25 protein-coding genes are annotated in these 25,634 nt (G+C 69.8%); 16 read left to right on the forward strand and 9 right to left on the reverse strand.

The window, feature by feature from the left end:
• Positions 1-108: 108 nt before the first annotated feature.
• The gene (locus AC3A6J_RS15910) at positions 109-1,029 is read right to left on the reverse strand and encodes a tetratricopeptide repeat protein (protein ID WP_487860933.1); all 921 of its coding nucleotides are present in this window, start codon (positions 1,027-1,029) and stop codon (positions 109-111) included.
• Positions 1,030-1,065: 36 nt separating this feature from the next.
• On the opposite strand from AC3A6J_RS15910, the gene purE reads away from it, so the two are divergent.
• Genes purE through AC3A6J_RS15925 form a run of 3 tightly spaced genes read left to right on the forward strand, consistent with a single transcriptional unit; the run spans position 1,066 to position 3,802 of the window.
• Positions 1,066-1,608, forward strand: coding sequence for a 5-(carboxyamino)imidazole ribonucleotide mutase (gene purE / locus AC3A6J_RS15915; protein ID WP_487860934.1), 543 nt, complete (start codon positions 1,066-1,068; stop codon positions 1,606-1,608).
• Entirely contained in the window at positions 1,605-2,804 is a 1,200-nt protein-coding gene (locus tag AC3A6J_RS15920; protein WP_487860935.1) for a 5-(carboxyamino)imidazole ribonucleotide synthase, read from the forward strand. The genes purE and AC3A6J_RS15920 overlap by 4 nt, the downstream gene beginning before the upstream one ends.
• Positions 2,801-3,802, forward strand: coding sequence for an L-threonylcarbamoyladenylate synthase (locus AC3A6J_RS15925; protein WP_487860936.1), 1,002 nt, complete (start codon positions 2,801-2,803; stop codon positions 3,800-3,802). Before AC3A6J_RS15920 ends, AC3A6J_RS15925 begins: the two co-directional genes overlap by 4 nt.
• Before the next feature lie 9 nt (positions 3,803-3,811).
• Here the strand turns inward: AC3A6J_RS15925 and AC3A6J_RS15930 are convergent, their stop codons facing one another.
• Positions 3,812-5,374, reverse strand: coding sequence for an alpha/beta hydrolase family protein (locus AC3A6J_RS15930; RefSeq protein WP_487860937.1), 1,563 nt, complete (start codon positions 5,372-5,374; stop codon positions 3,812-3,814).
• 120 nt (positions 5,375-5,494) lie between these two features.
• A complete protein-coding gene (gene dacB / locus AC3A6J_RS15935) occupies positions 5,495-6,958 on the reverse strand; it encodes a D-alanyl-D-alanine carboxypeptidase/D-alanyl-D-alanine endopeptidase (protein WP_487860938.1) in 1,464 nt (487 codons plus the stop codon).
• 103 nt (positions 6,959-7,061) lie between these two features.
• Between dacB and AC3A6J_RS15940 the strand changes: the two genes are divergently transcribed.
• The 5 genes from AC3A6J_RS15940 (at position 7,062) to pyrF (ending at position 11,070) form a co-directional block, all read left to right on the forward strand.
• The gene (locus tag AC3A6J_RS15940) at positions 7,062-8,075 is read left to right on the forward strand and encodes a DMT family transporter (RefSeq protein WP_487860939.1); all 1,014 of its coding nucleotides are present in this window, start codon (positions 7,062-7,064) and stop codon (positions 8,073-8,075) included.
• On the forward strand, positions 8,068-8,787 hold the full coding sequence (gene tsaB, locus AC3A6J_RS15945; RefSeq protein WP_487860940.1) for a tRNA (adenosine(37)-N6)-threonylcarbamoyltransferase complex dimerization subunit type 1 TsaB: 720 nt from the start codon (positions 8,068-8,070) through the stop codon (positions 8,785-8,787). Before AC3A6J_RS15940 ends, tsaB begins: the two co-directional genes overlap by 8 nt.
• 3 nt (positions 8,788-8,790) lie before the next feature.
• Positions 8,791-9,333 (forward strand): ribosomal protein S18-alanine N-acetyltransferase, encoded by a 543-nt coding sequence (rimI, locus tag AC3A6J_RS15950; RefSeq protein ID WP_487860941.1) that lies wholly within the window; start codon positions 8,791-8,793, stop codon positions 9,331-9,333.
• 22 nt (positions 9,334-9,355) lie between these two features.
• Positions 9,356-10,138 carry a uracil-DNA glycosylase family protein gene (locus AC3A6J_RS15955; protein ID WP_487860942.1) on the forward strand — a complete coding sequence of 261 codons (783 nt, stop codon included), beginning with the start codon at positions 9,356-9,358 and terminating at the stop codon, positions 10,136-10,138.
• 107 nt (positions 10,139-10,245) lie between these two features.
• Positions 10,246-11,070 carry an orotidine-5'-phosphate decarboxylase gene (pyrF, locus tag AC3A6J_RS15960; RefSeq protein WP_487860943.1) on the forward strand — a complete coding sequence of 275 codons (825 nt, stop codon included), beginning with the start codon at positions 10,246-10,248 and terminating at the stop codon, positions 11,068-11,070.
• A 643-nt stretch (positions 11,071-11,713) separates the two neighbouring features.
• Here pyrF and AC3A6J_RS15965 read toward each other — a convergent pair.
• Positions 11,714-12,448 carry a helix-turn-helix domain-containing protein gene (locus tag AC3A6J_RS15965; RefSeq protein ID WP_487860944.1) on the reverse strand — a complete coding sequence of 245 codons (735 nt, stop codon included), beginning with the start codon at positions 12,446-12,448 and terminating at the stop codon, positions 11,714-11,716.
• Positions 12,449-12,592: 144 nt separating this feature from the next.
• On the opposite strand from AC3A6J_RS15965, the gene AC3A6J_RS15970 reads away from it, so the two are divergent.
• From AC3A6J_RS15970 to AC3A6J_RS15995, 6 genes are all read left to right on the forward strand, one after another.
• A complete protein-coding gene (locus tag AC3A6J_RS15970; RefSeq protein ID WP_487860945.1) occupies positions 12,593-13,450 on the forward strand; it encodes a hypothetical protein in 858 nt (285 codons plus the stop codon).
• Between the two features lie 14 nt (positions 13,451-13,464).
• Positions 13,465-15,441 carry an MFS transporter gene (locus tag AC3A6J_RS15975; RefSeq protein WP_487860946.1) on the forward strand — a complete coding sequence of 659 codons (1,977 nt, stop codon included), beginning with the start codon at positions 13,465-13,467 and terminating at the stop codon, positions 15,439-15,441.
• A gap of 116 nt (positions 15,442-15,557) precedes the next feature.
• Positions 15,558-16,055 (forward strand): YiaA/YiaB family inner membrane protein, encoded by a 498-nt coding sequence (locus tag AC3A6J_RS15980; protein ID WP_487860947.1) that lies wholly within the window; start codon positions 15,558-15,560, stop codon positions 16,053-16,055.
• Positions 16,056-16,072: 17 nt separating this feature from the next.
• Positions 16,073-16,540, forward strand: a complete 468-nt coding sequence (locus AC3A6J_RS15985; protein WP_487860948.1) for a hypothetical protein — start codon at positions 16,073-16,075, stop codon at positions 16,538-16,540.
• Entirely contained in the window at positions 16,537-17,334 is a 798-nt protein-coding gene (locus tag AC3A6J_RS15990) for a DUF2145 domain-containing protein (RefSeq protein ID WP_487860949.1), read from the forward strand. Before AC3A6J_RS15985 ends, AC3A6J_RS15990 begins: the two co-directional genes overlap by 4 nt.
• Positions 17,335-17,378: 44 nt before the next feature.
• Positions 17,379-18,440 (forward strand): serine endopeptidase, encoded by a 1,062-nt coding sequence (locus AC3A6J_RS15995; RefSeq protein WP_487860950.1) that lies wholly within the window; start codon positions 17,379-17,381, stop codon positions 18,438-18,440.
• A gap of 9 nt (positions 18,441-18,449) precedes the next feature.
• Here the strand turns inward: AC3A6J_RS15995 and AC3A6J_RS16000 are convergent, their stop codons facing one another.
• Genes AC3A6J_RS16000 through queA form a run of 5 tightly spaced genes read right to left on the reverse strand, consistent with a single transcriptional unit; the run spans position 18,450 to position 22,148 of the window.
• Entirely contained in the window at positions 18,450-19,241 is a 792-nt protein-coding gene (locus tag AC3A6J_RS16000; RefSeq protein WP_487860951.1) for an SDR family NAD(P)-dependent oxidoreductase, read from the reverse strand.
• A 46-nt stretch (positions 19,242-19,287) separates the two neighbouring features.
• Positions 19,288-20,460: a tRNA guanosine(34) transglycosylase Tgt gene (tgt, locus tag AC3A6J_RS16005; RefSeq protein WP_487860952.1), complete on the reverse strand. Its 1,173-nt coding sequence runs from the start codon at positions 20,458-20,460 to the stop codon at positions 19,288-19,290.
• Complete coding sequence (locus AC3A6J_RS16010) at positions 20,460-20,855, reverse strand: PIN domain-containing protein (RefSeq protein WP_487860953.1); 396 nt, start codon at positions 20,853-20,855, stop codon at positions 20,460-20,462. The genes tgt and AC3A6J_RS16010 overlap by 1 nt, the downstream gene beginning before the upstream one ends.
• The gene (locus AC3A6J_RS16015) at positions 20,855-21,061 is read right to left on the reverse strand and encodes an AbrB/MazE/SpoVT family DNA-binding domain-containing protein (protein ID WP_487860954.1); all 207 of its coding nucleotides are present in this window, start codon (positions 21,059-21,061) and stop codon (positions 20,855-20,857) included. The genes AC3A6J_RS16010 and AC3A6J_RS16015 overlap by 1 nt, the downstream gene beginning before the upstream one ends.
• A 37-nt stretch (positions 21,062-21,098) precedes the next feature.
• Complete coding sequence (gene queA / locus AC3A6J_RS16020) at positions 21,099-22,148, reverse strand: tRNA preQ1(34) S-adenosylmethionine ribosyltransferase-isomerase QueA (protein WP_487860955.1); 1,050 nt, start codon at positions 22,146-22,148, stop codon at positions 21,099-21,101.
• A gap of 88 nt (positions 22,149-22,236) precedes the next feature.
• On the opposite strand from queA, the gene recG reads away from it, so the two are divergent.
• Both recG and AC3A6J_RS16030 read left to right on the forward strand, forming a co-directional pair.
• Positions 22,237-24,399: an ATP-dependent DNA helicase RecG gene (gene recG, locus AC3A6J_RS16025; RefSeq protein ID WP_487860956.1), complete on the forward strand. Its 2,163-nt coding sequence runs from the start codon at positions 22,237-22,239 to the stop codon at positions 24,397-24,399.
• A gap of 326 nt (positions 24,400-24,725) precedes the next feature.
• Complete coding sequence (locus AC3A6J_RS16030) at positions 24,726-25,577, forward strand: PA4780 family RIO1-like protein kinase (protein WP_487860957.1); 852 nt, start codon at positions 24,726-24,728, stop codon at positions 25,575-25,577.
• Positions 25,578-25,634: the final 57 nt, after the last annotated feature.

Here is a 25,634-nt window from a genome sequence, read left to right on the forward strand (position 1 = left end):
GATATGAGTATTCATGGTAGCTAATTTGAGGCCGTTCAGCAAATAAAAAAGCGACTTAGAAGTCGCTTTTTATGAGGAATGCTTATTTATCTGCGCATCTTTGCCTGCTCAGCTTAGAACCACGCTGCTGAGCCGGCGCCGGTAAGTCGCCACCACTGGATCGTCCGGCGGAATCTGTCCGTCGGCCACCTTCGGCTTCGGCTGCTCGATCAGATCGAGGACCGCGATGTAGGTCTTGCGTGCGAGCTCTTCGTTCCAGCCCTTGTCGCGCATCAGGATCTCGAGCAACTCGTCCATGGCGTCGGTCCAGCGCTGCGCATCCATCAGCAGCTGCGCGCGGCCGAAGCGGGCATCGAAGTCGCGCTTGCCGGCGGCGATCCGCGCGTCGAAATCGGCCAGCGACGGTGCGGCGCCCGAGGCCGGTGCCGCGAAATCGATGGCGTCCATCCAGCGCTGGAGCGAATCGAGGCGGCGCACCAGCGTGGTCTTGGCGATCACCGGCGCGAACGCCACCTTGGCGTCGTCGATGCGGCCCATCTGCAGCAGCAGCTTGACGTAGTCGAAGCGCGCATCGTCGTTGGCCGGATCGGCCGCCACCGCATGCTGCAGCCGCTCGAGCGCGCCCTCGGTGTCGCCTTCGGCCAGCGCCTCCTGCGCGGCGGCTTCCTCGGAGGCCGCCTCGACCTGCTCGGCGCCGGGCACATGCTTGTCGAGAAACTCGCGGATCTTCTCGGCCGGGATGGCGCCGACGAAACCGTCGACCGGCTGGCCGTCCTTGAACATCACGCAGAACGGGATGCTGCGCACGCCGAACATCTCCGACAGCTGCGACGAGATCTGCGGCACCTTGTCGGCGTCGAGCTTGGCCAGCGTGAAGCGGCCGGCGTACTCGACTTCGAGCTTCTCGAGCACCGGGCCGAGCTGCTTGCACGGTCCGCACCATTCGGCCCAGATGTCGAGCAGCACCGGTGTGGCCATCGAGGCTTCGATCAGGTCGGCCTGAAAATTTTCAAGAGTGATGTCGATCATCGGGAACAGCTGGGGGTGAAACGTAAAATTGAAACCATGAACGAAACCATTCAGGTCGGTGTGGTGATGGGCTCGAGCTCCGATTGGGAGACGATGCGCAACGCTGTCGAGATTCTCCAGCAATTCGGTGTCCGGCACGAAGCGAAGGTGGTCTCGGCCCACCGGATGCCCGATGCGCTCTTCGCGTACGCCGAAAGCGCCGCCGGCCGCGGGCTCACCGCGATCATCGCCGGGGCGGGCGGGGCGGCCCATCTGCCGGGCATGCTGGCCTCGAAGACCACGGTGCCGGTGCTCGGCGTCCCGGTCGCCAGCCGCCACCTGCAGGGGGTCGACTCGCTCTACAGCATCGTGCAAATGCCCAAGGGCGTGCCGGTCGCCACCTTCGCCATCGGCAACGCGGGTGCCGCCAACGCGGCGTTGTTCGCGGTGGCGATGCTGGCGCACGCCGATCCGGCGCTGCGCGCGCAGCTCGACGCCTTCCGGGCCGCGCAGACCGCCGCGGCCGAGGCCATGGCCCTGCCGCCGGCAGCACCCGGCACCGTCTCGCCTTTTTCGCCCCAGGGCGGGGGTGCGCTGTGAACGGCGCCGACGGCAACGGCTTTCCGCTCTTGCCGGGGGCCACGCTCGGCGTGCTCGGCGGCGGCCAGCTCGGGCGCATGTTCGTGCATGCGGCTCAGCGCATGGGCTATTTCACGGCGGTGCTCGACCCCGATCCCGACAGCCCCGCCGGCCGCGTGAGCCATCACCACGTCCACACCGACTACGCCGACGTCGACGGCCTCGCGCGGCTCGCGGGCCTGGCCGATGCGGTCACGACCGAGTTCGAGAACGTGCCTGCGCCCTCGCTCGAGAAGCTGGCGGTGGCGCGGCCCGTCGCGCCCGGCGCCCCGGCGATCGCGATCGCGCAGGATCGCATGGCCGAGAAGGCCCACTTCACCCGCTGCGGCGTGGCCTGCGCGCCCTACGCGGTGATCGAGACCGCGGCGCAGCTGGCCGCCGTCGACGAGGCGCTGCTGCCGGGCATTCTGAAGACCGCGCGTCTGGGCTACGACGGCAAGGGCCAGCTGCGCGTGTCGACGCGCGCCGAACTGGTCGACGCCTGGCAGGCCGTGGGCTGCGTGCCGTGCGTGCTCGAGAAGCTGCTGCCGCTCGAATTCGAATGCTCGGTGATCGTCGCGCGCGGCCGCGACGGCCATCTGGTGCACTTTCCGCCCCAGCGCAACCTGCACCGCGGCGGCATCCTCGCGGTGACCGAGGTGCATGCGCAGAACATGCCCAAGACCGTGGCGCAGGCGGTGGTCAATTCGGCCAAGAGCATCGCCGCCGGGCTCGACTATGTCGGCGTGCTCTGCGTCGAGTTCTTCGCGCTCGCCGACGGCTCGCTGGTGGTGAACGAAATGGCGCCGCGGCCGCACAACAGCGGCCACTACACGATGGAAGCCTGCGACGTGTCGCAGTTCGAACTGCAGGTGCGCACCCTCGCGGGGCTGCCGCTCGCTGTGCCGCGCCAGCACAGCCCGGCCCTCATGCTCAACCTGCTCGGCGACCTGTGGTTCCCCGACAGTGCCGAAAAGCCGGTCACGCCGCGCTGGAGCGAGGTGCTCGCGCTGCCCGGCGCGCACCTGCACCTGTACGGCAAGGTCGAGCCGCGCCGGGGCCGCAAGATGGGCCACCTGACACTCACCGGCGCCACGCTCGAGAGCGTGCGCGCCACCGCCGCCCAGGCGGCGCTGCTGCTCGGCCTGCCGGCGCTCTCGGCCGCCGATCTCGCATGATCCTCGACGGCCAGTCCCCCGACGCGCTCGACGAGGCCGTGCGCGTGTTGCGCGCGGGCGGCCTGGTCGCCTTCCCGACCGAGACCGTCTACGGGCTCGGCGCCGACGCCACCAGCGATGCGGCGGTCGCCGGCATCTTCCAGGCCAAGGGCCGGCCGGCCGACCATCCGCTGATCGTCCATGTCGCGGCCGGGCCCAAGGGCACCGAGGCGCTGTCGCGCTTCGCGCAGCCGCTGCCGCCGTTCGCGCAGAAGCTGGTGCAGGCCTTCTGGCCCGGTCCGCTGACGCTGATCGTCACGCGGCAGCCCGGCGTGGCCGCGGCGGCGGCCGGCGGGCAGGACACCATCGGCCTGCGCTGCCCCTCGCACCCGGTGGCGCAGGCGCTGCTCGAAGCCTGCGCCGAGCAGGGCGTGCCGGGCCTTGCGGGGCCCAGCGCCAACCGCTTCGGCCGCGTCAGCCCGACCACGGCGCAGCATGTGGCCGACGAGTTCGGCGATGCGCTGCCCGTGATCGACGGGGGTGCCTGCGAGGTGGGCATCGAGTCGACCATCGTCGATTGCAGCCGCGGCGCGCCGGTGCTGCTGCGGCCGGGCCTGATCACGCGCGTGCAGATCGAGGCCGCGCTCGGCGAGCATCTGCAGGACCGCGAGGTGCTCGAGACCCCCGAGCCGCGCGCCTCGGGCACGCTCGAGGCGCACTACGCGCCGAATGCCAAGCTGCGGCTGATGGACGCCAAGGCGATCCAGACCGGGCTCGACGTGCTCGGCCCCGGCGCGGCGCACATCGCGGTGTGGGCGCGCACCGAGGTGCGCAACCGGTCGCAGCGCGTGCTGCAGCGGCGCATGCCCGACGATGCGGCGGCGGCGGCGCACCAGCTGTTCGCGGTGCTGCGTGAGTTCGACGCCGAGGGCGTCAAGCTGATCTGGGTCGAGATGCCGCCCGCCACCCCCGAATGGGAAGGCGTGCGCGACCGCCTGCAGAGAGCGGCCGCGGCCTGAGCCGCCGCTTCAACCGCCCGCCGCCAGCACCTCCTGGAAGAAGCCGCGCGCCGAGGCCAGGCAGAACGGCGGCGCCAGCGTGCCGTGGTAGGCCAGCGTGACCGCCTGTGCCTTGTCGGAATCGCTGCCCGGAGTGTTCTGCGCCAGCGTGCTCTTGGCCTGCGCGAAGCCCGCGCGCGCCGCTGCGTAGGCGTCAGTGGCGCCGGTGTCCTCGAGGTCGACCACCGCGAGCGCGGCCGCGGGCATGCCGCGGGCGCGGAAGTAGCCGGCCGTGGCACGCGTGCTCACGAAGTTCACCGTCGGATCGTTGGCACCGCCGCACATCAGCACCGGCCGGGCCGGCAGCCAGTTGCGCAGGTCGTTGGCGCGCGCGGCCTTGCGGAAGCCGATCGCGGGCCGGCAATCGAGCGGCGTGGCCGAATTGAGCGAGGCGGCAGTCGCGGGCAGCGCGTTGCCGGGGCACGGATTCGCCTGGATGTCGCTTGCGGCCTGCGTCAGGTAGCTCTGGCGGATCAGGTTGTCGGGGCCGTAGAAGATCGACAGCTCGGGGCTCACCGGCCCCGGCGTGGCGCCGGCCGGGAACAGCGCGAGCTGCGGCAGCTTGCCGTCGGCGATCAGCTGGGCCACGGGCGTGCGGCTCGGCAGCAGCGTGTCGATACCGTTCGCGTACCGCGCTTCGTAGATGTCGGCGGTGCTGTTGTAGACGTCGCCGAACTGCTGCTGCCAGCTGGTCGACAGCAGCGGGATGAACAGCGTGCTGCCGAGCGCGGGCCAGCCCTGGTAGGTGTAGTCGGCGAGCAGCCCGATGGCCGACGGCGCCGACAGCGGTGCCGAGGCCGTCACCGGCTTGCCGGTGGCCTGCATCTCGCGGTGCGCCGCCATCGCCACGTAGCCGCCCTGCGAATAGCCGGTGATCAGCAGCGAGCCGGCGTCGTTGGCGCCGATGCCGGCGAAAGTCTTGCGTGCCGCCGTGAGCGCATCGACCATGTCCTTACCCTGCTGCTCGCCGTTGAGGTAGGGGTGGTACGGCAGCGTCGACCGGTCGTAGCCCGCATAGTTGGGCGCCACCACGATGTAGCCTTGCGCCGCGAACATGGCGGCGATCATCAGCCCCTCGCCGGCGGCCGGCTGCGCGGCATCGGTCCACTTCGCAAGGTTGTAGTCGCGCGCGGCGTTGGTGCCATGCGCATACAGCACAACCGGCCGCGGCCCGTTGCAGGCCACGTCGGCGCCGGAGGGCACCATGATCGCGGCGGTGGCGTTGGTGGCCTCGTTCTTGCCGCCGACGGTGCGGTATTCGAGGTAGCGCAACTCGAAGCCGCACTTGGGCGCGCCGGCCACCTGCAGCAGCGCCTTGCCCTGGTCGCTTGCCTGCAGGCTGGCGCGGAACTGGTCGGCCGAGAGCTTGGCGGTCTGCTCGGGCGGATCGGTCACGACCGAGCCGCGGCCGGTGTCGCCGCCGCCACCTGGCGGCGGAAAGACCACGCCGATGCCGCCGCCGCCGCCGCCCCCGCCGCAGGCCGAGAGCAGCAGAGCCAGCAGGGCGAATGGAAGTCGGGGCGTTTTCTTCAAGGCGGTCTCCTGTGATGGGCGTTGGAATCGAACGACCGTCCGATTCTGTGCAGCGCCCGTGCCGCACGCAAGCAGCGCCTACCCCGCAGAAGTTTTCAGTACACCGGCCCGCGGCGCCGCTCAGTTGTCCTGCGACGCCCAGTCGATCAGCGCATCGAACGCGGCCCGCGATGCGCCGGCGTTCTCGCCGTTGGCAATGGCCACGAGCACGTAGCGCCGGCCGCTCGCGCCATGCACGTACCCGGCCACGCCCGACACGTCGCGCAGCGATCCCGTCTTCAGGTGGGCCGCGCCGCCCGAGCGCAGTGCGCGCTTGCGCAGCGTGCCGTCGACGCCGGAGGCCGGCAGCGAGGACATCAGTTCGGGCATGACCGGCGAGCGCCAGGCGACCTGCAGCATCCGGCCGAGCGCTGCGGCGCTGATGCGCTCGTCGCGCGACAGCCCCGAGCCGTTGTCGAACACCGGCGGCGCCTCGCCAGTGCCGATGCGGTCGCGCCACCACTGGCCCATTGCGGCGCGCGAGGCTTCGAGCGTGCCGCGGTTCCTTTGGGTGAGCCCGAGCGTGAGGAACAGCTGCTGCGCCATCACGTTGTTGCTGAACTTGTTGATGTCGCGCACCACCTCCGCGAGCGGCGGCGAGGCGAACTCGAAGGCCGGCCGCAGGCCCGCGGGCACCCGGCCGTCGCGCATCTGGCCGCCGACGCGGCCGCCCATCTCGGCCCACAGACCGCCGATGGCGCGCAGCGCGTAGGTGCGTGGGTCGGCATAGGCCACGGCCCAGGCCTTCTCGCCGCAGGCGGCGGGCAGACCCCCCTCGAAGCGGATGCGGTTCGGATCGCTGAAGTCGGGCCGGAGCGCGGCGCGCCAGTCGCCGCATTCGCCAGGCACGAGCGCGACCGTGGGCTGCATCGACACGCTCGCAAGCGGGGGCTCGTAGTTCACGCGCGCAACCTGTCCGCCGCGTTCGGGCGTGAAGGTCATGGCGACCGACTTGAAGTTCACCAGCAGCGCCTCGGGCGAGGCGTTGTAGGGGCGCAGCGGCTCGCCGTCGAAGGCGGCCGGGTCGGTGTCGGCCGTGCCCTCGAAGGCCGTGCGGTCGAGCACGATGTCGCCGGTCACCGTCGTGATGCCGAGGCCCTGCACGCGCCGCAACAGCAGCCATGCGCGCTCCAGCACCAGCTTCGGGTCGCCCTGGCCCTTGATGTAGAGGTTGCCGTTGAGCACGCCCCCGTACACGGTGCCTTCGACGTAGACCGGCGTGCTCCAGCTGTAGGCCGGTCCGAGCGTGTCGAGCGCGGCGTAGGTGGTGACCAGCTTCATGACCGAGGCCGGATTGACGGGCACCTGCGTGCGCCAGGCCAGCCGCGGCGGACGCTGCCCCTCGGCGTCGGCCACGAGCAGGGTGACCGAATCGCGCGGCACCTTGGCGCGTGCGAGTGCGGCCTCGACCTGGGGGGGGAATTGGGCAGGAAGCTGGGCGGCAGTGGGCGCAGGCGCTTGCTGGGCATGGGCACCCGCAGCGGCGAGCGTGGCCAGCGAAAAGGCGAAGGCGGTGTGGAGGAAGGCGGGGCGGAACAGGCGCATCGGCCGATTATCCCGGGCCGAAAAAACGGCCAGCGGCACGGTCCGGCCGCCGCGGCAAATCCCCGCCCCGGCGTGGGCGCCGGCGGCCCTCGATAATCGCCCGATGCCCGCCTTGCCCCGCTTCTCGCCCCGCACGCTCGGCATCGGCGCGGCCGTGGTCACCGTGCTGGTCTGGACCGCGTTCATCGTGATCGCCCGGGCCTCGGCCGCGCGCTCGCTCACGCCGTTCGACCTGGCGTTCGCGCGCATCACCGGCGCGAGCCTGGTGCTCGTGCCCTGGGGCGCCTGGCTGGTCGTGCGCAGCCGCAGGCAGCAGTCCGGCTCCGCCGACTCGCTGTTCGGGCTTTCGCCGTTGTCGCTGCGGGTCACGGCGAGCGCCGGCATCTTCGGCGGCGTGGCCTACGCCTCGCTCGCCTACAGCGGCTTCTTCTTCGCGCCTGCCGGCCATGCCGCGGTGCTGATGCCGGGCAGCCTGCCGCTGTGGACCACGCTGCTGGCCGCGCTGGTGCTGCGCGACCGCATCACGCCGGCGCGGGCGTTCGGGCTCGCGCTGATCGTGGCCGGCGCCTTCCTGGTCGGCGGGCGCAGCCTGCTGCGTGCCTTCGAGGGCGGCGAGGTCTGGAAGGGCGACCTGCTCTTCATGGGCGCGGCCTTCTGCTGGGCCTGCTACGGCGTGGTGGCGCGCCGCCACGGACTCGACGCGGTGCGCGCGACGATCGCGATCACCGTCTTCGCCCTCATGACCTACGTGCCGGTCTACACGCTGCTGGTCGCGTCGGGCGCGGTCGTTAGCCACATCGGCGACGCGCCCTGGGGCGAGGTCGCTTTCCAGATGCTGTTCCAGGGCGTGGGCTCGGTGGTGATCTCGGGCATCACCTTCACCCGCATGGTCCAGTACTTCGGGCCGGTGCGCACCACCATGATCACCGCGCTCGTGCCCGGCCTTTCGGCCTTCGGCGCGGTGATCTGGCTCGGCGAGCCGCTCTACTGGAACCTCGTGGCCGGCCTGGCGCTCGTGACCGCGGGCATCCTGTTCGGCGTGCACAAGGGTGCGGCCGGTGCGCGTGCGGCGCCGCCGGTCCCTGCGGTGCCTGTGGCGGGGCGATGCGATGCCTAGGCTCCTGGCTTTCGACACCAGCACCGAGCACCTGTCGGTCGCGGTGCGCCACGGCGAGCGCCTGTTCACGCACAGCGGCGCGGGGGGCGCGCAGGCGTCGAGCACGCTGATCCCGCTCGTGCTGCAGCTGCTGGCCGAGGCCGGGCTCGAACTCGCCAGCCTCGACGCGATCGCGTTCGGCCGCGGGCCGGGCTCGTTCACCGGCCTGCGCACGGCCTGCGCGGTGGCGCAGGGCCTGGCCTTCGGCAGCGGCGTGACGCTGCTGCCGGTGGACACGCTGCTGGCCGTGGCCGAGGAGGCGCGCCATGCCTTCGGCGCGCGCCAGGTGGTGGCCGTGCTCGACGCGCGCATGGACCAGATCTACGCCGCACGCTACGACTTCGAGGCGGGCGGCGCGCTCGGCGGCGACGCGGAAGAAGGCGATGGCGCCGCGCCGTTGCTGCTGGCGCCCGAATCGCTCGAGGTGCCTGCGGGCTGGTCTCTTGCCGGCAACGCCTTTGCCGCCTACGGGCCGCGCCTTGCGCCCGCCGCTGCGCGCCACGAAGTGCTGCCGACCGCGGCCGCGATGCTGCGTCTCGCGCCGGCGCTGCTTGCCGCCGGCCGCACGGTCGATGCCGCGCATGCCTGGCCGCTCTATGTTCGCGATAAAGTGGCGCAAACGACCGAGGAGCGCGCGGCCATCAAGGCCGCCTCCGCCGCACCCCAGACCTGACCCATGAGCGCCGTTCTCCAATCCGTCGAAGCCCGCCTCGAGCCGCTCATCATCGAGCGGCTCGAGGCCGTCTGCGCGGTCGAGCAGACGGCCTACAGCCATCCCTGGACGCGCGCCAACTTCATCGATTCGATGGCCGTCGGCTACCACTGCCAGTGCCTGCTCGCACCGACGGCCGCGCCGGTCTCTGCCACGCCCGTGACCGGGCTCGGCGAAACCCTGATCGGCTACTTCGTGGCGATGAAGGGCGTGGACGAGGTGCACCTGCTCAACATCACCGTGGCGCCGGCCTTCCAGCGCCAGGGCTGGGCGCCGCTCATGCTGGAGGCGCTCACCGGCTGGTCGCGCGCGCAAGGGGCGCAATGGCTCTGGCTCGAGGTGCGCGAAAGCAACCGCCGCGCGCTCGACATCTACATGCGCCAGGGCTTCCGCAGCGTCGGCGTGCGCAAGGGCTACTACCCCGCGCTCGAGGGCCAGCGCGAGGATGCCGTCGTCATGAGCCTGCGGCTCAACGAGTCCGGCTCCGCCTGGGGGGCGCTGCGATGAGCGCCGCATCAAGGGTGCACCAATGAACGCGGTGCAGACACTGCAGCTCGATGCGCGCCGCCGCGCGATGCTCGACGAAATGGGCGTGAAGGTCTGGTGGCCGATGCCCGCGGTCGCCGAAGAATCCGCGCCAGCACCGATCGAAACGGCCGCCGTGGCCGAAGAAGCCCCGCCCGTCGCGGCACCGCGCGAGCGTGCCGTGGCCGAGGCGCCTGCGCCCACTGCCAGGGCCGCCCCCGCGCCGCGCCCTGCACCCGCCGCGCAGCCGCTCGCCCACGGTGCCGCCGTGCTGGTCGAAGCGCCGCGCCGGCTCTATGCCGAAGCCGGCGCCGAAGCGCAGCAGGGCGGCTGGCTGGTCGTGGCCGACATGCCGCCCGAGGCCGATGGCCGCCACGGCGAACCGTTTGCGGGCGATGCCGGCAAGCTGCTCGACAACATGCTGCGCGCCCTCGGACTGCAGCGCGGCGCCACGCCCGTGCACCTGATGCGCACGCACCGTGGCGTGGCCGCCGGCCAGCCCGGCAGCCCGCGGCCGATCGCCGAGGCCTTCGAGGAACATGCCGCCGCGCTCGCGCCCCAGGTGGTGCTCGCGATGGGCCCGCTGGCCGCGCAGAGCCTGATGCAGAGCGCCGATCCGCTCGGCAAGCTGCGCGGCCGCGCCCAACCGCTGCCGCTGGCCGGTGGCGCGGCGGTGGTGGTCGCCACCTACCACCCGGCCTACCTGCTGCGCAATCCGGCCGACAAGGCGCGCGCCTGGGCCGACCTGTGCCTGGCGGCGGAACAGCAGCAGCCGCCTGCGGCCTGAGCGCCGCGCCGGGCCGCCCCAAGCAAGCTCGTTCCCGCTTGGCGGGAAGGCGCGCAGCGCCAAGGGTGCACCAGTGACCCCGCGGGCGGGTCCGTAAAATCGGACCCATGACCTTCCTAGACCAGCTGGCCGCGGCACAGCAAAAAAACGGTTCGATGCTCTGCGTGGGGCTCGATCCGGAGCCAGCCAAGTTCCCCGGCCGACTGAAGGGCGACGCGAGCCGCATCTACGACTTCTGCGCCCGCATCGTCGACGCGACGGCCGGCCTGGTCATCGCCTTCAAGCCGCAGATCGCCTACTTCGCCGCCCACCGCGCCGAGGCCCAGCTCGAGCAGTTGATGGCGCACATGCGCCGCAACGCGCCGCACGTGCCCGTGATCCTCGATGCCAAGCGCGGCGACATCGGCTCGACCGCGGAGCAGTACGCGATCGAGGCCTTCGAGCGCTATGGCGCCGACGCGGTGACGCTGTCGCCCTTCATGGGCTTCGACTCGGTGGCGCCGTACCTCAAGCACGAAGGCAAGGGCGCCTTCCTGCTCTGCCGCACCAGCAACCCCGGCGGCTCCGACCTGCAGGGCCAGCGCCTCGCGGATGTCGAGGGCCGGCCCTTCCTCTACGAGCACGTGGCCCGCCTCGCGCAGGGTCCCTGGAACCTCAACGGCCAGCTCGGCCTCGTGGTGGGGGCCACCTACCCGGCCGAGATCGAGCGCGTGCGCGCGCTGGCGCCGACCGTACCGCTGCTGATTCCCGGCGTCGGCGCCCAGGGCGGCGATGCGGTGGCGACGGTGCGTGCTGGCTGGCGCGCCGATGCGCCGATCATCGTGAACTCGTCGCGCGCGATCATCTACGCCTCATCGGACGATGACTTCGCCGACGCGGCCCAAAAGGCCGCGCGCAGCACCCGCGATGCCCTGGAATCTGCGAAGGGCTGAGCGGGAGCGGACAGCCGAACGCAGAAGCCGCAAGAGATTCGATCCATAGTTCGGCTGTTCTTTTGCGCCTTTGCGAAACCTTCGCACCTTCTGCGCTGCTTGCGGTGAATGTCGCAGAGAGCGAGACTGACCTGCTTTTGGCAACAGTAAGAATACATACTGGCAGGCTGCTCACGGGGCGAGAAGCGGCCGTCCAGCCCAATTCTAGGATTCGGGTAAAGACTTAAAAGGGGGGAATAACCATGTCATTGCTACGACGGCTACGAGGAGAGCCCAGATTCTCAATCCCCTGCTTTGGCAGGACGTTGACGTTCTACCGGCAAGGCTCAAAGATCGGCATGTTTGCGGGACTTGCGACTGTCGCGCTGTACAACCTTCCATGGAAGTTGATATCTGCAGACTGCGCGCAAGTAGCGCAACCGATGGTTCTGGTTGCGGGAGGCTATTTTGCCGCAACGCTTATTGCGTCGCGTGCGCCGCTAGATGCCGATTCGCAGGAAGCCGCTTCTCGATGGCTGTGACTGCGGCAATCGGAGAAGACCGGTCATCCCCACAAACGGCGCGCTGCCTGAGAAACTGATGCACGGTCTCCGACAGCAGCGGCAAGGAAGCCTTGCCCCCAGAATTCCGCATTTGGCCCCCCTCAACCTCGGCGCAGCCGCGTGAACGCCTCGAACTCCCAGTTGCGCATGCCCAGCAGCAGCGTGTAACCCTCGCGGTCCTTGGCCGCGAGCTTCTGGTCGGTCTGGTGCTGCTGCGCAAAATCCTGCGCCACGCGCTGCAGCCGTTCCAGGAACGCCGGCGCCAGCGAGCGGCTGATCTGCCCGTGCACCAGCAGCAGGCCTTCGGCGGGGCCGTCGAAGCCGCCCGCGTAGTAGTCGAGCACCACGTTCTCGCGAAAGAACGACATCACCGGCCCGTGTGGGCGCCAGCGGAAGGTCTTGGCAAGCTTGAGCCGGTAGCGGTTGAGCGGCCGCAGCTCGATGATGCCGATGCGGTCGAGCTGCGCGAACAGGCCGATGCACTCCGCCTCGCTGATCCTGTAGGCCGCCACGATCTGCTCGAGCGTCCACTGGCTCAGCACGCTGATCGCCGCCAGCATCAGCTTCTTGTCCTTCACCACGGCCTTTTCCTGCTCGTGCGTGAGTTCCTTCAAGAGCGGCTGGGCGTCGGCCACGCGCCGCGCCAGCTCGGCAAAGTCGATTTTCAGCGCGTGGCAGATCGCATCGACGCGCGACAGCGGCATGTCGCTTCGGGCCAGCATGCGCTTGACGCTCGATTCGGCCATGCCGAGCGAGCGCGCCAGATCGGCGTAGGTCATGCGGGCGCTCTTGAGTTCGTTCTTCAAGGCCTGGACGAGGTCGACGGTGGTGCTCATGGGCGGATGCGGCGGGGTCGGCAGAGGTATTAAGAAAAGATACCGAGGGGTGTGAATTCGTACCTCGTATCGATTCTGGATGCCTTCGACCGGGGCTGGCAACTAAATTCCGCCGCTCGTTCCAACCCTCTCCGAAGGCCTGCCATGCTCCTGCCCTCACTCAGCCGCCGCGAACGCGGACTGCTCTTCACCGTCCTGCTGCTCACCCTCGTGGCCTGCTTCGGGCCCGAGCTGCCGGCCGCCGATGTCGCGATCGCCGCGGTGTTCGCCGACGGCCGCAGCTGGCACGGCCTGCCGAATGCCATGGACGTGCTGAGCAACCTGCCCTTCCTGCTGATCGGCGGCTGGGGCCTGTACCGGCTCAACCGCATCGACCGCACGCACCAGGCGGCGCTGGCCGTGTTCCCGCTGGCGCCGCCGGCCAACGACCCGCCGGCCAACACGCTCGACTGCGCCTGGCTTTTCTTTGCGGGCCTGATCGCCACGGCCGCAGGCTCGGCCTTCTTCCACCTGGTGCCCGATGCGCCGCGGCTCGCGGCCGACCGTGCGGGCATGGCGGTGGCGTTCGCGGGGCTGATCGGCATGGCGGTCTGCGAACGCGTGAGCCAGCGCGCGGGCTGGCCGGCGGCCTGGTTCGTGCTGGGCGCGGGCCTGCTCTCGGCCGAGGTGTTCCACGAAAGCGGCAACGTGCTGCCCTGGGCGATCGTGCAGTTCGGCGGGATGGCGCTGGTGCTCACGCTCGCGCTGGCCCGGCCGATGCCGCACGCGGTCGGCCTCCGGCTCGGCGCTGTCATCTTCTTCTATGTGCTGGCGAAGGCGTTCGAACTCGGCGACCACGCGATCTACGAGGCGACGCAGCACCGGGTGTCGGGCCACACGCTCAAGCACCTGACCGCGGCGCTCGCGGGCCTGCCGGTGCTGCTGGCGCTCGGCGCGATGGAGCAAGGCTGGCGCACGCAGCTGCTGCGGCACAATCCCGACCCAGCCGCGGCCGCGGCATGAGGAGAAACCGTCGAATGACCGATCCCGCTGCTGCTGCTGCTGCTGCTGGTGCCACCGCCGTTCCCGTGGCGCCCGAAGCGAACGCCCATGCCAATCAGTTCGCGCTTCTTGGGCAGCGGCGCTTCGCGCCCTTCTTCTGGACCCAGTTCGCGGGCGCGGCGAACGACAACCTCTTCAAGTTCGCCTTCACCGTCATGGTGACCTACCAGCTCCAGCTGAGCTGGATGCCGCCCGCCATGGCGGGCCTGGCGATTGGCGCGTTGTTCATCCTGCCTTTTCTGCTGTTCTCGGCCACGGCCGGCCAGCTGACCGACAAGTTCGACAAGACGAAGATGATCCGCTTCGTCAAGAACCTCGAGATCGCGATCATGCTGATCGCCGCCTGGGGCTTCGTGCGCGCCGACGCAGTGATGCTGCTGGGCTGCGTGTTCCTCATGGGGCTGCATTCCACGCTGTTCGGACCGGTCAAGTTCGCCTACCTGCCGCAGGTGCTCGACGCGCGCGAACTCACGGGCGGCAACGGCATGGTCGAGATGGGCACCTTCGTCGCGATCCTGCTGGGCCAGGTCGCGGGCGGGCTGCTGGTGGCGATGCCGCAGGTCGGCCACACCGCGGTGGCCGTGGCCTGTGTGCTGCTCGCGCTGGTCGGGCGCGCCACGGCGCAAGGGGTGCCGCCGGTGCCCGCCACCGACCCGGGGCTGGTGGTCAACTGGAACCCGTTCAGCGAGACCTGGCGCAACCTGAAGCTCGCGCACGGCAACATCGTGGTGTTCCGCTCGCTGCTCGGCATTTCGTGGATGTGGTTCTTCGGCGCGGTGTTCCTGAGCCAGTTCCCGAGCTTCGCGAAGGAAGTGCTGCACGGCGACGAGCAGGTGGCTTCGCTGCTGCTCGTGGTGTTCTCGGTCGGCATCGGCGTCGGTTCGCTGCTGTGCGAGACGCTGAGCCGCCGCCAGGTGGAGATCGGCCTCGTGCCGCTCGGCGCCATCGGCATGAGCGTGTTCGCGATCGACCTGTACTTCGCCTCGCGCGGGCTGCCGCCGTCGGGCGGCATGGGGCTCGCTGCCTTCCTGGGCCAGCCGGCGCACTGGCGCGTGATGGCCGACCTCGCGCTGCTGTCGTTGTTCGCGGGCCTCTACAGCGTGCCGATGTACGCGCTGATCCAGCTGCGCAGTCAGCCCACGCACCGCGCGCGGATCATCGCGGCCAACAACATCCTCAATGCGCTGTTCATGATCGGCAGCTCGGTGATCGCGGGCGCGCTGCTCGGCGCCGGCTTCACGATCCCGCAGATCTTCCTTTTCACCGGCATCGCGAATGCGGTGGTGGCGTTCTACATCTTCCTGCTGGTGCCCGAATACCTGCTGCGCTTCGTGGCCTGGGTGCTGTCGCGCTTCGTCTACCGCTTCGACATCCAGGGCGACGCGCACATTCCCACCGAGGGTGCGGCGGTGCTGGTGTGCAACCACGTGAGCTTCATCGACGCGGTGCTGCTGATGGCTGCGAGCCCGCGGCCGATCCGCTTCATCATGGACCACCGGATCTTCAAGGTGCCGGTGCTCGGCTGGCTGTTCCGGCTTGCCAAGGCGATCCCGATCGCGCCGCAGAAGGAAGACGCCGCGGCCTATGAGGCCGCGTTCGCCAAGGCGCTGGCCGTCCTGCGCGAAGGCGACCTGCTCGCGATCTTTCCCGAGGGCGCCATCACGCGCGACGGCACGCTGCAGCCGTTCAAGGGCGGCGTGATGAAGATCGTCGAGGGTGCGCGCGCCGAGGGCATCGAGCCGCCGGTGATCCCGATGGCGCTGACCAACCTCTGGGGCTCGTACTTCAGCCGCATCGAACTGCGCGGCGGCCAGAACGTGGCCATGGCCAAGCCCTTTCGCCGCGGCTTCTTCAGCCGCGTCGGCCTGCGCGTCGGCCCTGCCGTGGCCGCCCACGAGGTGCGGCCCGAGGCGCTGCAGCAGCGCGTGAGCGGGCTGCTGGCCGCCGGGTAAAAGTATCTTCTGGCGATACTACCGGCGTACAAAACCTGGACCGGTCGAAGAATTAGAGCCCCGCGGTGCGGGAGCGAACCATCATTCGCTCACCTTCACTACGCCGCGAGGCTTTCATGCAAACCACCCCTTCTTCCACCGTTTCGATCCAGCGCGACACGCGGGCCTGGCAGCTCCAGGTCTGGGCTTCGTTCGCGATCGCCGTGTTCCTCTGCGCCACCGGCCTGAGCTGGCTGCCGGGCGAGGCGCTGGACCGGGCCTTCATGGTGATGGGCTACGTGTTCTGCCTCAGCACCGCCTTCATGCTGGCCAAGTTCGTGCGCGACAGCCAGCATGCCAAGGACGATGCGGCCGCCGGCCGCGACGTGCCGATGTGGCGCCTGGTGGTCTGGGGCAGCTTCTTCACCGCCATGGGCCTCACGGGCTGGGGCTTGTTGCGCATGGAGATCAACGAGACCTACAAGGCCTTTCTCGGCGTGAGCTGGCTGTTCCTCATCAGCGCGGCCTTCACGCTCGCCAAGACGCTGCGCGACCGGCACGAGGCCGACCTGATCGAAGCGCGCCTGCAGGGCCGCCGCGCCGCCCGTGCCGAAGCCCTCACGGCGGCCGAATGAAGCCACGAAAGACCGCCATGAAAAAGTCGATGATTACCTTTCTACTGGCCGCCAGCGCCCTGTTCGCCGGCACCACGCTGCCCCTGCATGCCCAGGCCCACGACGGTGCGTCCGAGGCGTCCGCGGCCCTCTCGTTGATGCCCGTGGCGTCGGTGGTGGGAGCCGCTTCGGCCGTGGGTGCCTCGGCCACCGCGGTGGTCGCGCTGCCCGCCGCGCTCTCAGTCGGCGGCTCGGTGCTGACGGTGCTGGCCGTGGAGGCTGCGGTCGACGGCACCGTCTACCTGCTCGAGCGCGCATCGGACGGTGCGCGTGCCAGCATCAAGGTCGCGGGCCGCGCCGCCGGCGGCGTCTCGGCCGCAGTCGGCACGAGCGTGCTCGTGACCGCGATCGGCAGCGGCGCGGTGATCTCGGCCGCGGGCGAGGTGCTGGCCTTCGTGCCCAATGCCATCGGCCGCGCGCTGCTGCACAACGAGAAGCTGTCATGAAGCCGCTTGCTTTTCGCGCATTGCTGCCGCTGGTGCTCGCGATCGGGCTGCCGCTGCAGGCGCAGGCCGGCCGCTCGTGCCAGGAGGTGAAGCCGACCACCGCGATGCTGGTGCAGGGCCTGCAGCTGGCCGCGCGCACCTCGGAGCGGCTCGACGCCAGCGGCGCCCGCGTGGTGCTGCTCGCCCGCGCCGGGCAGGATCTGGGCAAGTACGGCCTGCGCTATTCGCACATGGGCATCGCCTACAAGACCGACGCCGGTCCGTGGCGCGTGGTGCACAAGCTCAACCAGTGCGGCACGGCCGTGGCCGCGGTCTACCGGCAGGGGCTCGGCGAGTTCTTCCTCGACGACCCCTGGCGCTACGAGGCAGCCTGGGCCGTGCCCACGCCGCAGGTGCAGGCACAGCTGTTGGCGGTGCTCCAGGCGCCGGCGGGGCGCATCACGCGGATGAACATCGCGCCGTACAGCATCGTGGGCTACGCCTGGGGCCAGAAGTACCAGCAGTCGAACCAGTGGGCGATCGAGACACTGGCCGCGGCCATGGAGCCCGCGACCATCGCGAGCCGGTCGCACGCCCAAGCCTGGCTCCAGTTCAAGGGCTACGCGCCCACCACGCTGCGGCTCGGGCCGCTCGCCCGGCTCGGCGGCCGCGTGGGCTCGGCCAACGTGGCCTTCGACGACCATCCGAACGAGAAGCGCTTTTCGGACCGCATCGAGACGGTCACGGTCGATTCGGTGTTCGAATGGCTGCCGCGCGCGGGGCTCGCCGCGGCACCCACCGTGCTCGGGCTCTGACCCGCGGCGCTGCATATCCGAAAAGCAAGAACGAGGAAAAACAAATGAGCAAGTCATTGCGCCTTTCAGAGAAATGGTTTCGCCGCGGGCTCTGGCTCGTGGCGCTGGTGTTCGCGAGCTTCCTCATCGGGCTCGGCGGTACGCTGGTGGGCGATCTGCCGCAGGTCGAGCGCGCGCTCGAACTCGACGACTTCATCGACCGGCCCGCGGCCGAGCCGCTGCGCAACGCGATCAAGGCATCGGAAGAGGCCGAGCGGGTCGCCTCGCGCGAACTCGAGCAGGCGCAACTGCAGCTCAACATGGCGCGCCAGGCCAGCGCCAACGCGCGCGAGACCTTCGGCAACTGGATCGCCACGCGCCGCGCCACCGCCCAGCCCGACCAGGACCCGGAGCTGATCGCGCGCACCCGCGCGCTCGATGCGCTCAAGCAGAAGGAAGACGAGGCCCAGCGCAAGCTCAACGTGCAGCGCCAGGTCGCGCTCGACGCGCGGCAGGCGGACGAGCGGGCGCGCGAGTCGCTCGCGGTGCTCGAACGGGCGGCGCAGGAGAAGCTCGAGGCCGAGTACCGCCGCGTCGAGCTGCGCGTGTTCGGCTACCGCCTGGCGCTCACGCTGCCGCTGCTGGTGGTGGCCGGCTGGCTGTTCGTGAAGAAGCGCAAGAGCACCTACTGGCCCTTTGCCTGGGGCTTCATCCTGTTCGCGCTGTTCGCCTTCTTCGTCGAGCTGGTGCCCTACCTGCCGAGCTACGGCGGCTATGTGCGCTACATCGTGGGCATCGTGGTGACGGCGCTCGTGGGGCGCTATGCCATCGTTGCCCTGAACAGCTACCTTGCGCGCCAGAAGGCGGCCGAGCAGCAGCCCGACACGGTGCGGCGCCAGGAGCTCAGCTACGACACCGCGCTCGCGCGGCTGGCCAAGAACGTGTGCCCGGGCTGCGAGCGGCCGGTGGACCTGAAGAACACCGAGATCGATTTCTGCCCGCATTGCGGCATCGGCCTGTTCGACCACTGCGGGCATTGCCAAAGCCGCAAGAGCGCGTTCTCGCGGTTCTGCCACGCCTGCGGCACGGCGGCCGCGGCGGACGGCGCAGCGCCCCAAGCTGCCTGACGGCGCGGTTCAGGTCCAGCCGGCGTCGACCACGAAATCCTGCGCGGTGCACATGCGCGAGTCGTCGGCAGCCAGGAACAGCGCCATGGCGGCGATGTCCTCGGCCATCAGGCGCCCCGGCAGGCATTGCGCGGCCTCGATCTTGGCGCCGGACTCGGGCTTGACCCAGAGCTTGAGCTGCCGCTCGGTCATCACCCAGCCCGGCACGATCGTGTTGACGCGGATGCCGTCCTTGCCGAGGTCGCGCGCGAGCGAGCGCGTGAGGCCGCGCGCGGCGGCCTTGCAGGCCTGGTACACCGGATAGCCGGGGTCTTTGATCATCCAGCTGATCGAACCGAAGTTGACGATCGAGCCGCCGCCGAGTGCGCGCATGTCGTCGGCCACCGCCTGTGCGGCAAAGAACTGGTGCTTGAAGTTGACGGCCACGAGACGGTCGAAATCGGCGTCGGTCACGTCGGCCATGTCGTGCCGGCGGTCGTTGGCCGCGTTGTTGAGCAGCACGCCGACGGGGCCGAACTGGGTGCGCACGGAAGCGATGGCGGCGGCGAGCGCGGCGGTGTCGGTCACGTCGCAGGCCACGAAGCGCGCCGGGTGCTCACCGCGCAGCTGGTTGGCGAGCACGTCGCCAGCGGCGGCGTCGATGTCGCAGAAGCCGACCTTCGCGCCCTGTGCGTGGAAGGCCCGCACCAGCGTTTCGCCGATGCCGCTCGCGCCGCCCGAAATGAATACGGTGCGCCCCGCCAGCGAGGGGTAGCGGGCGGTGTACGTGGTGGAGGAGGGAGTGGTTGCGCCTTGGGTCATGGCACCAGCGTAGCGGATGCGGCTGCCCAAGTGAATCGGTGCGTGCCTACACCCCGCGCGCCCGGTCGGCCTTGAAGCGCGCGCGGAATTCGCCGAACGTGCCCGCCTCGAGCGCTTCGCGCACCTCGCGCATGAGGTTCAGGTAGTAGTGCAGGTTGTGGATGGTCGTGAGCATCGGCCCGAGCATTTCGCCGCAGCGGTCGAGATGGTGCAGGTAGGCGCGGCTGAAGCCCTCGCGCCCGCCGTCGTTCCAGCTCACGCCCGAGGCGCCCGCGCACGCATGGCAGCTGCAGCTCGGGTCGATCGGCTGCGGATCGCTCTTGTGGCGCGCATTGCGCATCTTCAGGTCGCCGAAGCGCGTGAAGAGCGTGCCGTTGCGCGCATTGCGCGTGGGCATCACGCAGTCGAACATGTCCACGCCGTCGGCCACGCCCTGCACCAGGTCCTCGGGCGTGCCCACGCCCATGAGGTAGCGCGGCTTGTCCGCGGGCAGCCGGTGCGGCGTGTGGCCCATGATGTGCAGCATCTCTTCCTTGGGCTCGCCCACGCTCACGCCGCCGATCGCGTAGCCCGGGAAGTCCATCTCGACCAGCGCCGCGAGCGACTCTTCGCGCAGGTTCTCGAACATGCCGCCCTGCACGATGCCGAACAGCGCGTTCGGGTTCTCGAGCCGCGCGAACTCGTGCTGGCAGCGCTTGGCCCAGCGCAGGCTCAGTTCCATCGAGATGCGCGCTTCGGCCTCGGTCGTGATGTGGCCCTGGGTGTCGTAGGGCGTGCACTCGTCGAACTGCATCACGATGTCGCTGTTGAGGATGGTCTGGATCTGCATCGAGACCTCGGGCGTGAGGAACAGCTTGTCGCCGTTGACCGGCGAGGCGAACTTCACGCCCTCCTCGCTGATCTTGCGCATCGCACCCAGCGACCAGACCTGGAAGCCGCCCGAGTCGGTGAGGATGGGCTTGCTCCATTTCTCGAAGCCGTGCAGCCCGCCGAAGCTCGCCATCACGTCGAGGCCCGGGCGCATCCAGAGGTGGAAGGTGTTGCCCAGGATGATCTGCGCGCCCATTTCCTCGAGGCTGCGCGGCATCACGCCCTTGACGGTGCCGTAGGTGCCCACGGGCATGAAGATCGGGGTCTGCACCACGCCGTGGTTGAGCGTGAGCGTGCCGCGCCGCGCGTGGCTTGCGGGGTCGGTCTTGAGGAGTTCGAAGGAGAGCATCAGGGCTTCGGAAAATATTTGACGCCAGGCAGGCCGTCGAAGTGCGCGTCTTGGGTCCAAAGTGCGGCGCCGCGCGCCAGCGCCGTGGCATAGATCAAGCTGTCTGCGAATGGCAAGCCGTTGTCGGCTGCCGAAAGGCACAAAGCCGCATCAAGCTCCACCACTTCACCCTGCTGCATGTAAGCCGCGGCACGCGATGCGATCGATGCGTCGCGAATGCGGCGCAGGGTCTTGTAGACCTCATACAGGATGACGACTGGGACGATCAGCAGGCTGGGCTCTGCTGCCGCGGATTGGTAAAGCTTGGCGCGGTCGGTGGAGCCGAAGACTTCGAGCCAGCACGATGAATCCAGGATCAGGGGCCCGAGGGGCGCGTTGGCGGGGGCGCGCGCCATCAGAAGCGCTCGGGGTCGTCGATGACCTCCGTCGGGATTCCACGCAATTCGGCCTGCAGTTCCTGCAACGTGGGAACGGGAATCAGTTCAATGGCCTTGCCGTGTCGCACCACGCTGAACCGTGTACCGGGTTCGATGGCCATCTGCTCGCGAATGGCTTGGGGAATCACTACCTGGAATTTGGACGAAACTGTGACGGTCGGCATATCGATCTCCATTTGGTAAGTGCAATTATATCGATCGTCAATTCGGGGTGTTTGCCCGTGCCAGCAGCATGGCATCGCCATAGCTGAAGAACCGGTAGCGCTCGGCGATCGCATGCGCATAGAGCGCCATCACGCGCTCGTAGCCCGCCAAGGCCGAGACCAGCATCATCAGCGTGCTCTTGGGCAGGTGGAAGTTGGTGACCAGCAGGTCGACGTGCGCGAACGCGAAGCCCGGCGTGATGAAGATGCGCGTGTCGCCGCTGGCCTCGCCGCTGCGTGCCCACGATTCGAGCGTGCGCACGGTGGTGGTGCCGACCGCGACCACGCGGCCGCTGCGCGCCTTGCACTCGGCGATGGCGCGCTGTGTGGCCTCGGGCACCTCGTAGCGCTCGGCATGCATCTGGTGCTCGGCGATGTTCTCGGTCTTCACGGGCTGGAAGGTGCCGGCGCCGACGTGCAGCGTGACGCTGGCGCGCTGCACGCCGCGGGCCTCGAGCGCGGCCAGCAGGGCCTCGTCGAAATGCAGCGCCGCCGTGGGGGCGGCCACCGCGCCGGGCACGCGTGCGAACACGGTCTGGTAGCGGCGCTCGTCCTCGGCCGAATCGGTGTGGGTGATGTAGGGCGGCAACGGCACGTGGCCGCAGCGCTCCATCAGCATGTAGGGGTTCTCGCCCGCGTCGCTCTCGAACGCGAAGCGGAACAGCGCGCCGTCCTCCTCGGGCCAGCGGCCGAGCAGCGTGGCGCGAAAGCCCCCGGCCATCTGCAGCATGGTGCCGACGGGGGGCTTCTTGCTGACCTTCATGTGGGCGACCACCTCTCTTCCCTGCAGCACGCGCTCCACGAGCAGTTCGAGCTTGCCACCCGTGGGCTTTTCGCCGAAGAGGCGCGCCTTGACGACGCGGGTGTCGTTGAAGACCAGCAGGTCGCCCGCGCGCAGCAGCGAAGGCAGGTCCCGGAAGATGCGGTCGGCCGGCGCGGGGCCGGTGCCGTCGAGCAGGCGCGAGGCGGTGCGCTCGGGCGCGGGATGCTGGGCCACCAGATCGGGCGGCAGGTCGAAGTCGAAATCGGAGAGCGTGAAGTCGCGCATGGTGCTTGAGGGTCGGACGGACCCGTGCCAAGTGGCGGAAAGAAGGGAAACGGGAAAGCGGAGGGCCGGAGCCGGGCAGAATTGTCCCATGCCCGCGTCCGCGAAATCCGCCCCGTCCCGAAAGCCCCCGGCCACCGCTGCGGGTGCCGCGGCCGGTGTGGCGGCGGCGCCGCCAGCCGGCCCGCCGGGCAGCGGCCTGAGCCAGGTCCAGCGCGCGCTGCGCAAGCTCGGCCTGGTGCGCGACATCGACTTCGCGCTCTACCTGCCGATGCGCTACGAGGACGAGACGCGCATCGTGCGGCTGGCCGACACGCGCGACGGCGACCTGGCGCAGGTCGAGGGCGTGGTGACCGAATGCGAGGTGGTGTACCGGCCGCGCCGCCAGCTCATCGCCACCATCGACGACGGCAGCGACACCTGCCAGCTGCGCTTCTTCAATTTTTATCCCTCGCAGCAGAAGCAGCTCGCGGTCGACGCCCGCGTGCGGGTGCGCGGCGAGATGCGCGGCGGCTTCGTGGGGCGGCAGATGATGCATCCGACGGTCAAGGCCGCGGGCACCTCGCTGCCCGAGGCGCTGACGCCGGTCTATTCGACGGTGGCCGGGCTGCCCCAGCCGGTGCTGCGCCGCGAGGTGCGCTCGGGCCTTGCGCGTGCGGTGCTCGACGAGACCATTCCGGTGCAGATCGGGCTGCGCGGCGCCTGGGACCTGCGCAGCGCGCTCAACTTCCTGCACTACCCGACGCCCGACGTGGCCATGGCCACGCTCGAGGACCACAGCCATCCGGCATGGCAGCGCATCAAGGCCGAGGAACTGCTCGCGCAGCAGCTTTCGCAGATGCAGGCACGGCGCGAGCGGGCGGCGCAGCGCGCACCGGTGCTCGACGCGGCGGCCGCGCCCGCGGGCGGCAAGGGCTCGCTGCACGACGAACTGCTGGGCGTACTGCCGTTCGGCCTCACGGGGGCGCAGGGGCGCGTCGGCGAGGAGATCACGCGCGACCTCGAGCGCGAGGTGCCGATGCACCGGCTGCTGCAAGGCGACGTCGGCTCGGGCAAGACGGTGGTCGCCGCGCTCGCGGCGGCGCGCTGCATCGACGCGGGCTTCCAGTGCGCGCTCATGGCGCCCACCGAGATCCTCGCGGCCCAGCATTTCGGCAAGCTGGTCGGCTGGCTCGATCCGCTGTTGGCCGAGCGCGGGCTGCGCGTGGCCTGGCTCACCGGCAGCCAGAAGAAGAAGGAGCGCGATGCGATGGCCGCCGCGGTCGAGAGCGGCGAGGCCGCGCTCGTGATCGGCACGCACGCCGTCATCTCCGAGAAGGTGCGCTTCCACAACCTCGCGCTCGCCATCATCGACGAGCAGCACCGCTTCGGCGTGGCGCAACGCCTGGCCCTGCGGGGCAAGGCGCGCAACGGGCGTGAACCCCACCTGCTGATGATGAGCGCCACGCCGATCCCGCGCACGCTCGCCATGAGCTACTACGCCGACCTTGACGTCTCCACGCTCGACGAACTGCCGCCGGGCCGCACGCCCGTCGTCACCAAGCTGGTGGCCGAGCACCGGCGCGACGAGGTGGTGGCGCGCATCCAGGCGCAGATCACGCAGGGGCGGCAGGTGTACTGGGTGTGCCCGCTGATCGAGGAGAGCGAGGCGGTCGACCTGCGCAACGCGACCGCCACGCGCGACGAACTGGCCGACCTGCTCGGGCCGCAGGTCAACGTGGGCCTGCTGCATTCGCGCATGCCCACGGCCGAGAAGCAGGCGGTGATGGCGGCCTTCACCGCCAACGAGATACATGTGCTCGTGAGCACGACCGTGATCGAGGTCGGCGTGGACGTGCCGAATGCCTCGCTGATGGTGATCGAGCATGCCGAGCGCTTCGGCCTCTCGCAGCTGCACCAGCTGCGCGGCCGGGTCGGGCGCGGTGCGGCGGCCTCGGCCTGCGTGCTGCTCTACGCGCCGGGCGACAGCGGCCGGGTCGGCGAGGCGGCGCGCGCGCGGCTCAAGGCGATGGCAGAGACCGGCGACGGCTTCGAGATCGCACGCCGCGACCTCGAGATCCGCGGGCCCGGCGAGTTCCTCGGGGCGCGCCAGTCGGGTGCGCCGCTGCTGCGCTTCGCGGACCTCACGACCGACACGCTGCTGCTCGACTGGGCGCGCGAACTCGCACCGCGCATGCTCGACGAACATCCCGAACTCGCCCGGCGGCATGTGGACCGCTGGCTCGGCACCAAGGCCGAGTATCTGAAGGCTTGAGCTCGCCGCCCCTCCGGTCGCGCGTCAGCTCGGCCGCCGCGTCGGCGCGAGCGGGCAGCCCCCGCACTTCACAGGCCGCGCGAACCTCGCTACATTCGATGGCCGCTGACGCGCTCTGCGCCGGGCGCGCGCTTCCGGCACCGCCTGCAGTCCGATCCTCGGGGTCGCCCGCACTTCGACCAGCCGCCGATTCAAACCCAGCGTCCCTGCGCCATGCCGATGTATGCCGCAGGCGCCCCGTTCCTCTTCGAATCAAGGCTCACCATGATTGAAATCGATGTTGCCCATGCGCGGCAGTTCGCCCAGGCTTCGCCCGAGGTGCGTGCATGAAGACGCCCCAAAGACTTCGGGGCCTGGTCGACGAAGGCCTGATCGACAGCGTCGTTCGCCAGCTCATGAGCGGCAAGGAAGCGATGGTCTACGTCGTGCGCTGCGGCGAGGAGACGCGCTGCGCGAAGGTCTACAAGGAAGCCGACAAGCGCAGCTTCCGCCAAGCGGTCAACTACACCGAGAACCGGCGCGTGAAGAACTCGCGCGAGGCGCGCGCCATGGCCAAGGGCACGCGCTTCGGCCGTCAGGTCAGCGAGGCCAACTGGCAAAGCGCCGAGGTCGATGCGCTTTACCGCCTTGCCGCGGCCGGCGTGCGGGTGCCCACGCCGCACAACTTTCTCGACGGCGTGCTGCTGATGGACCTGGTGACCGATGCCGCCGGCGACGCCGCCCCGCGCCTGAACGACGTGGCCTTCTCGCCCGAAGACGCACTGCGGCACCACGCGAGCCTGCTCAAGGAAGTGATGCGCATGCTCAGTGCCGGCGTGGTGCACGGCGACCTGTCGGAGTTCAACGTGCTGCTGGCGGCAGACGGCCCGGTGATCATCGACCTGCCGCAGGCGGTGGATGCGGCGGGCAACAACCACGCCAAGCGCATGCTGCTGCGCGACGTCGAGAACCTGCGCAACTTCTTCGGCCAGTTCGCACCCGCGCTGCTGCACACGCACTACGGCGATGAGATCTGGCAGCTCTACGAGCGCGGGCTGCTGCGGCCCGAGACTGAATTGACGGGGTTGTTCGAGCGCGACGACCGCCCAGTCGATGTGGGCGCCGTGCTGCGCGAGGTGGACGATGCGCGCGCGGAGGAGGCGGCGCGGCTGCTGCGGATGCAGGCGCCGCGGCCATAGCGCACCTCACGACGGGAATTGCGACCTTCGGCAAGGCGATTCCATTGCTGGTGAACG

It is taken from the genome of Variovorax sp. Soil_C_39, from assembly GCF_057656815.1.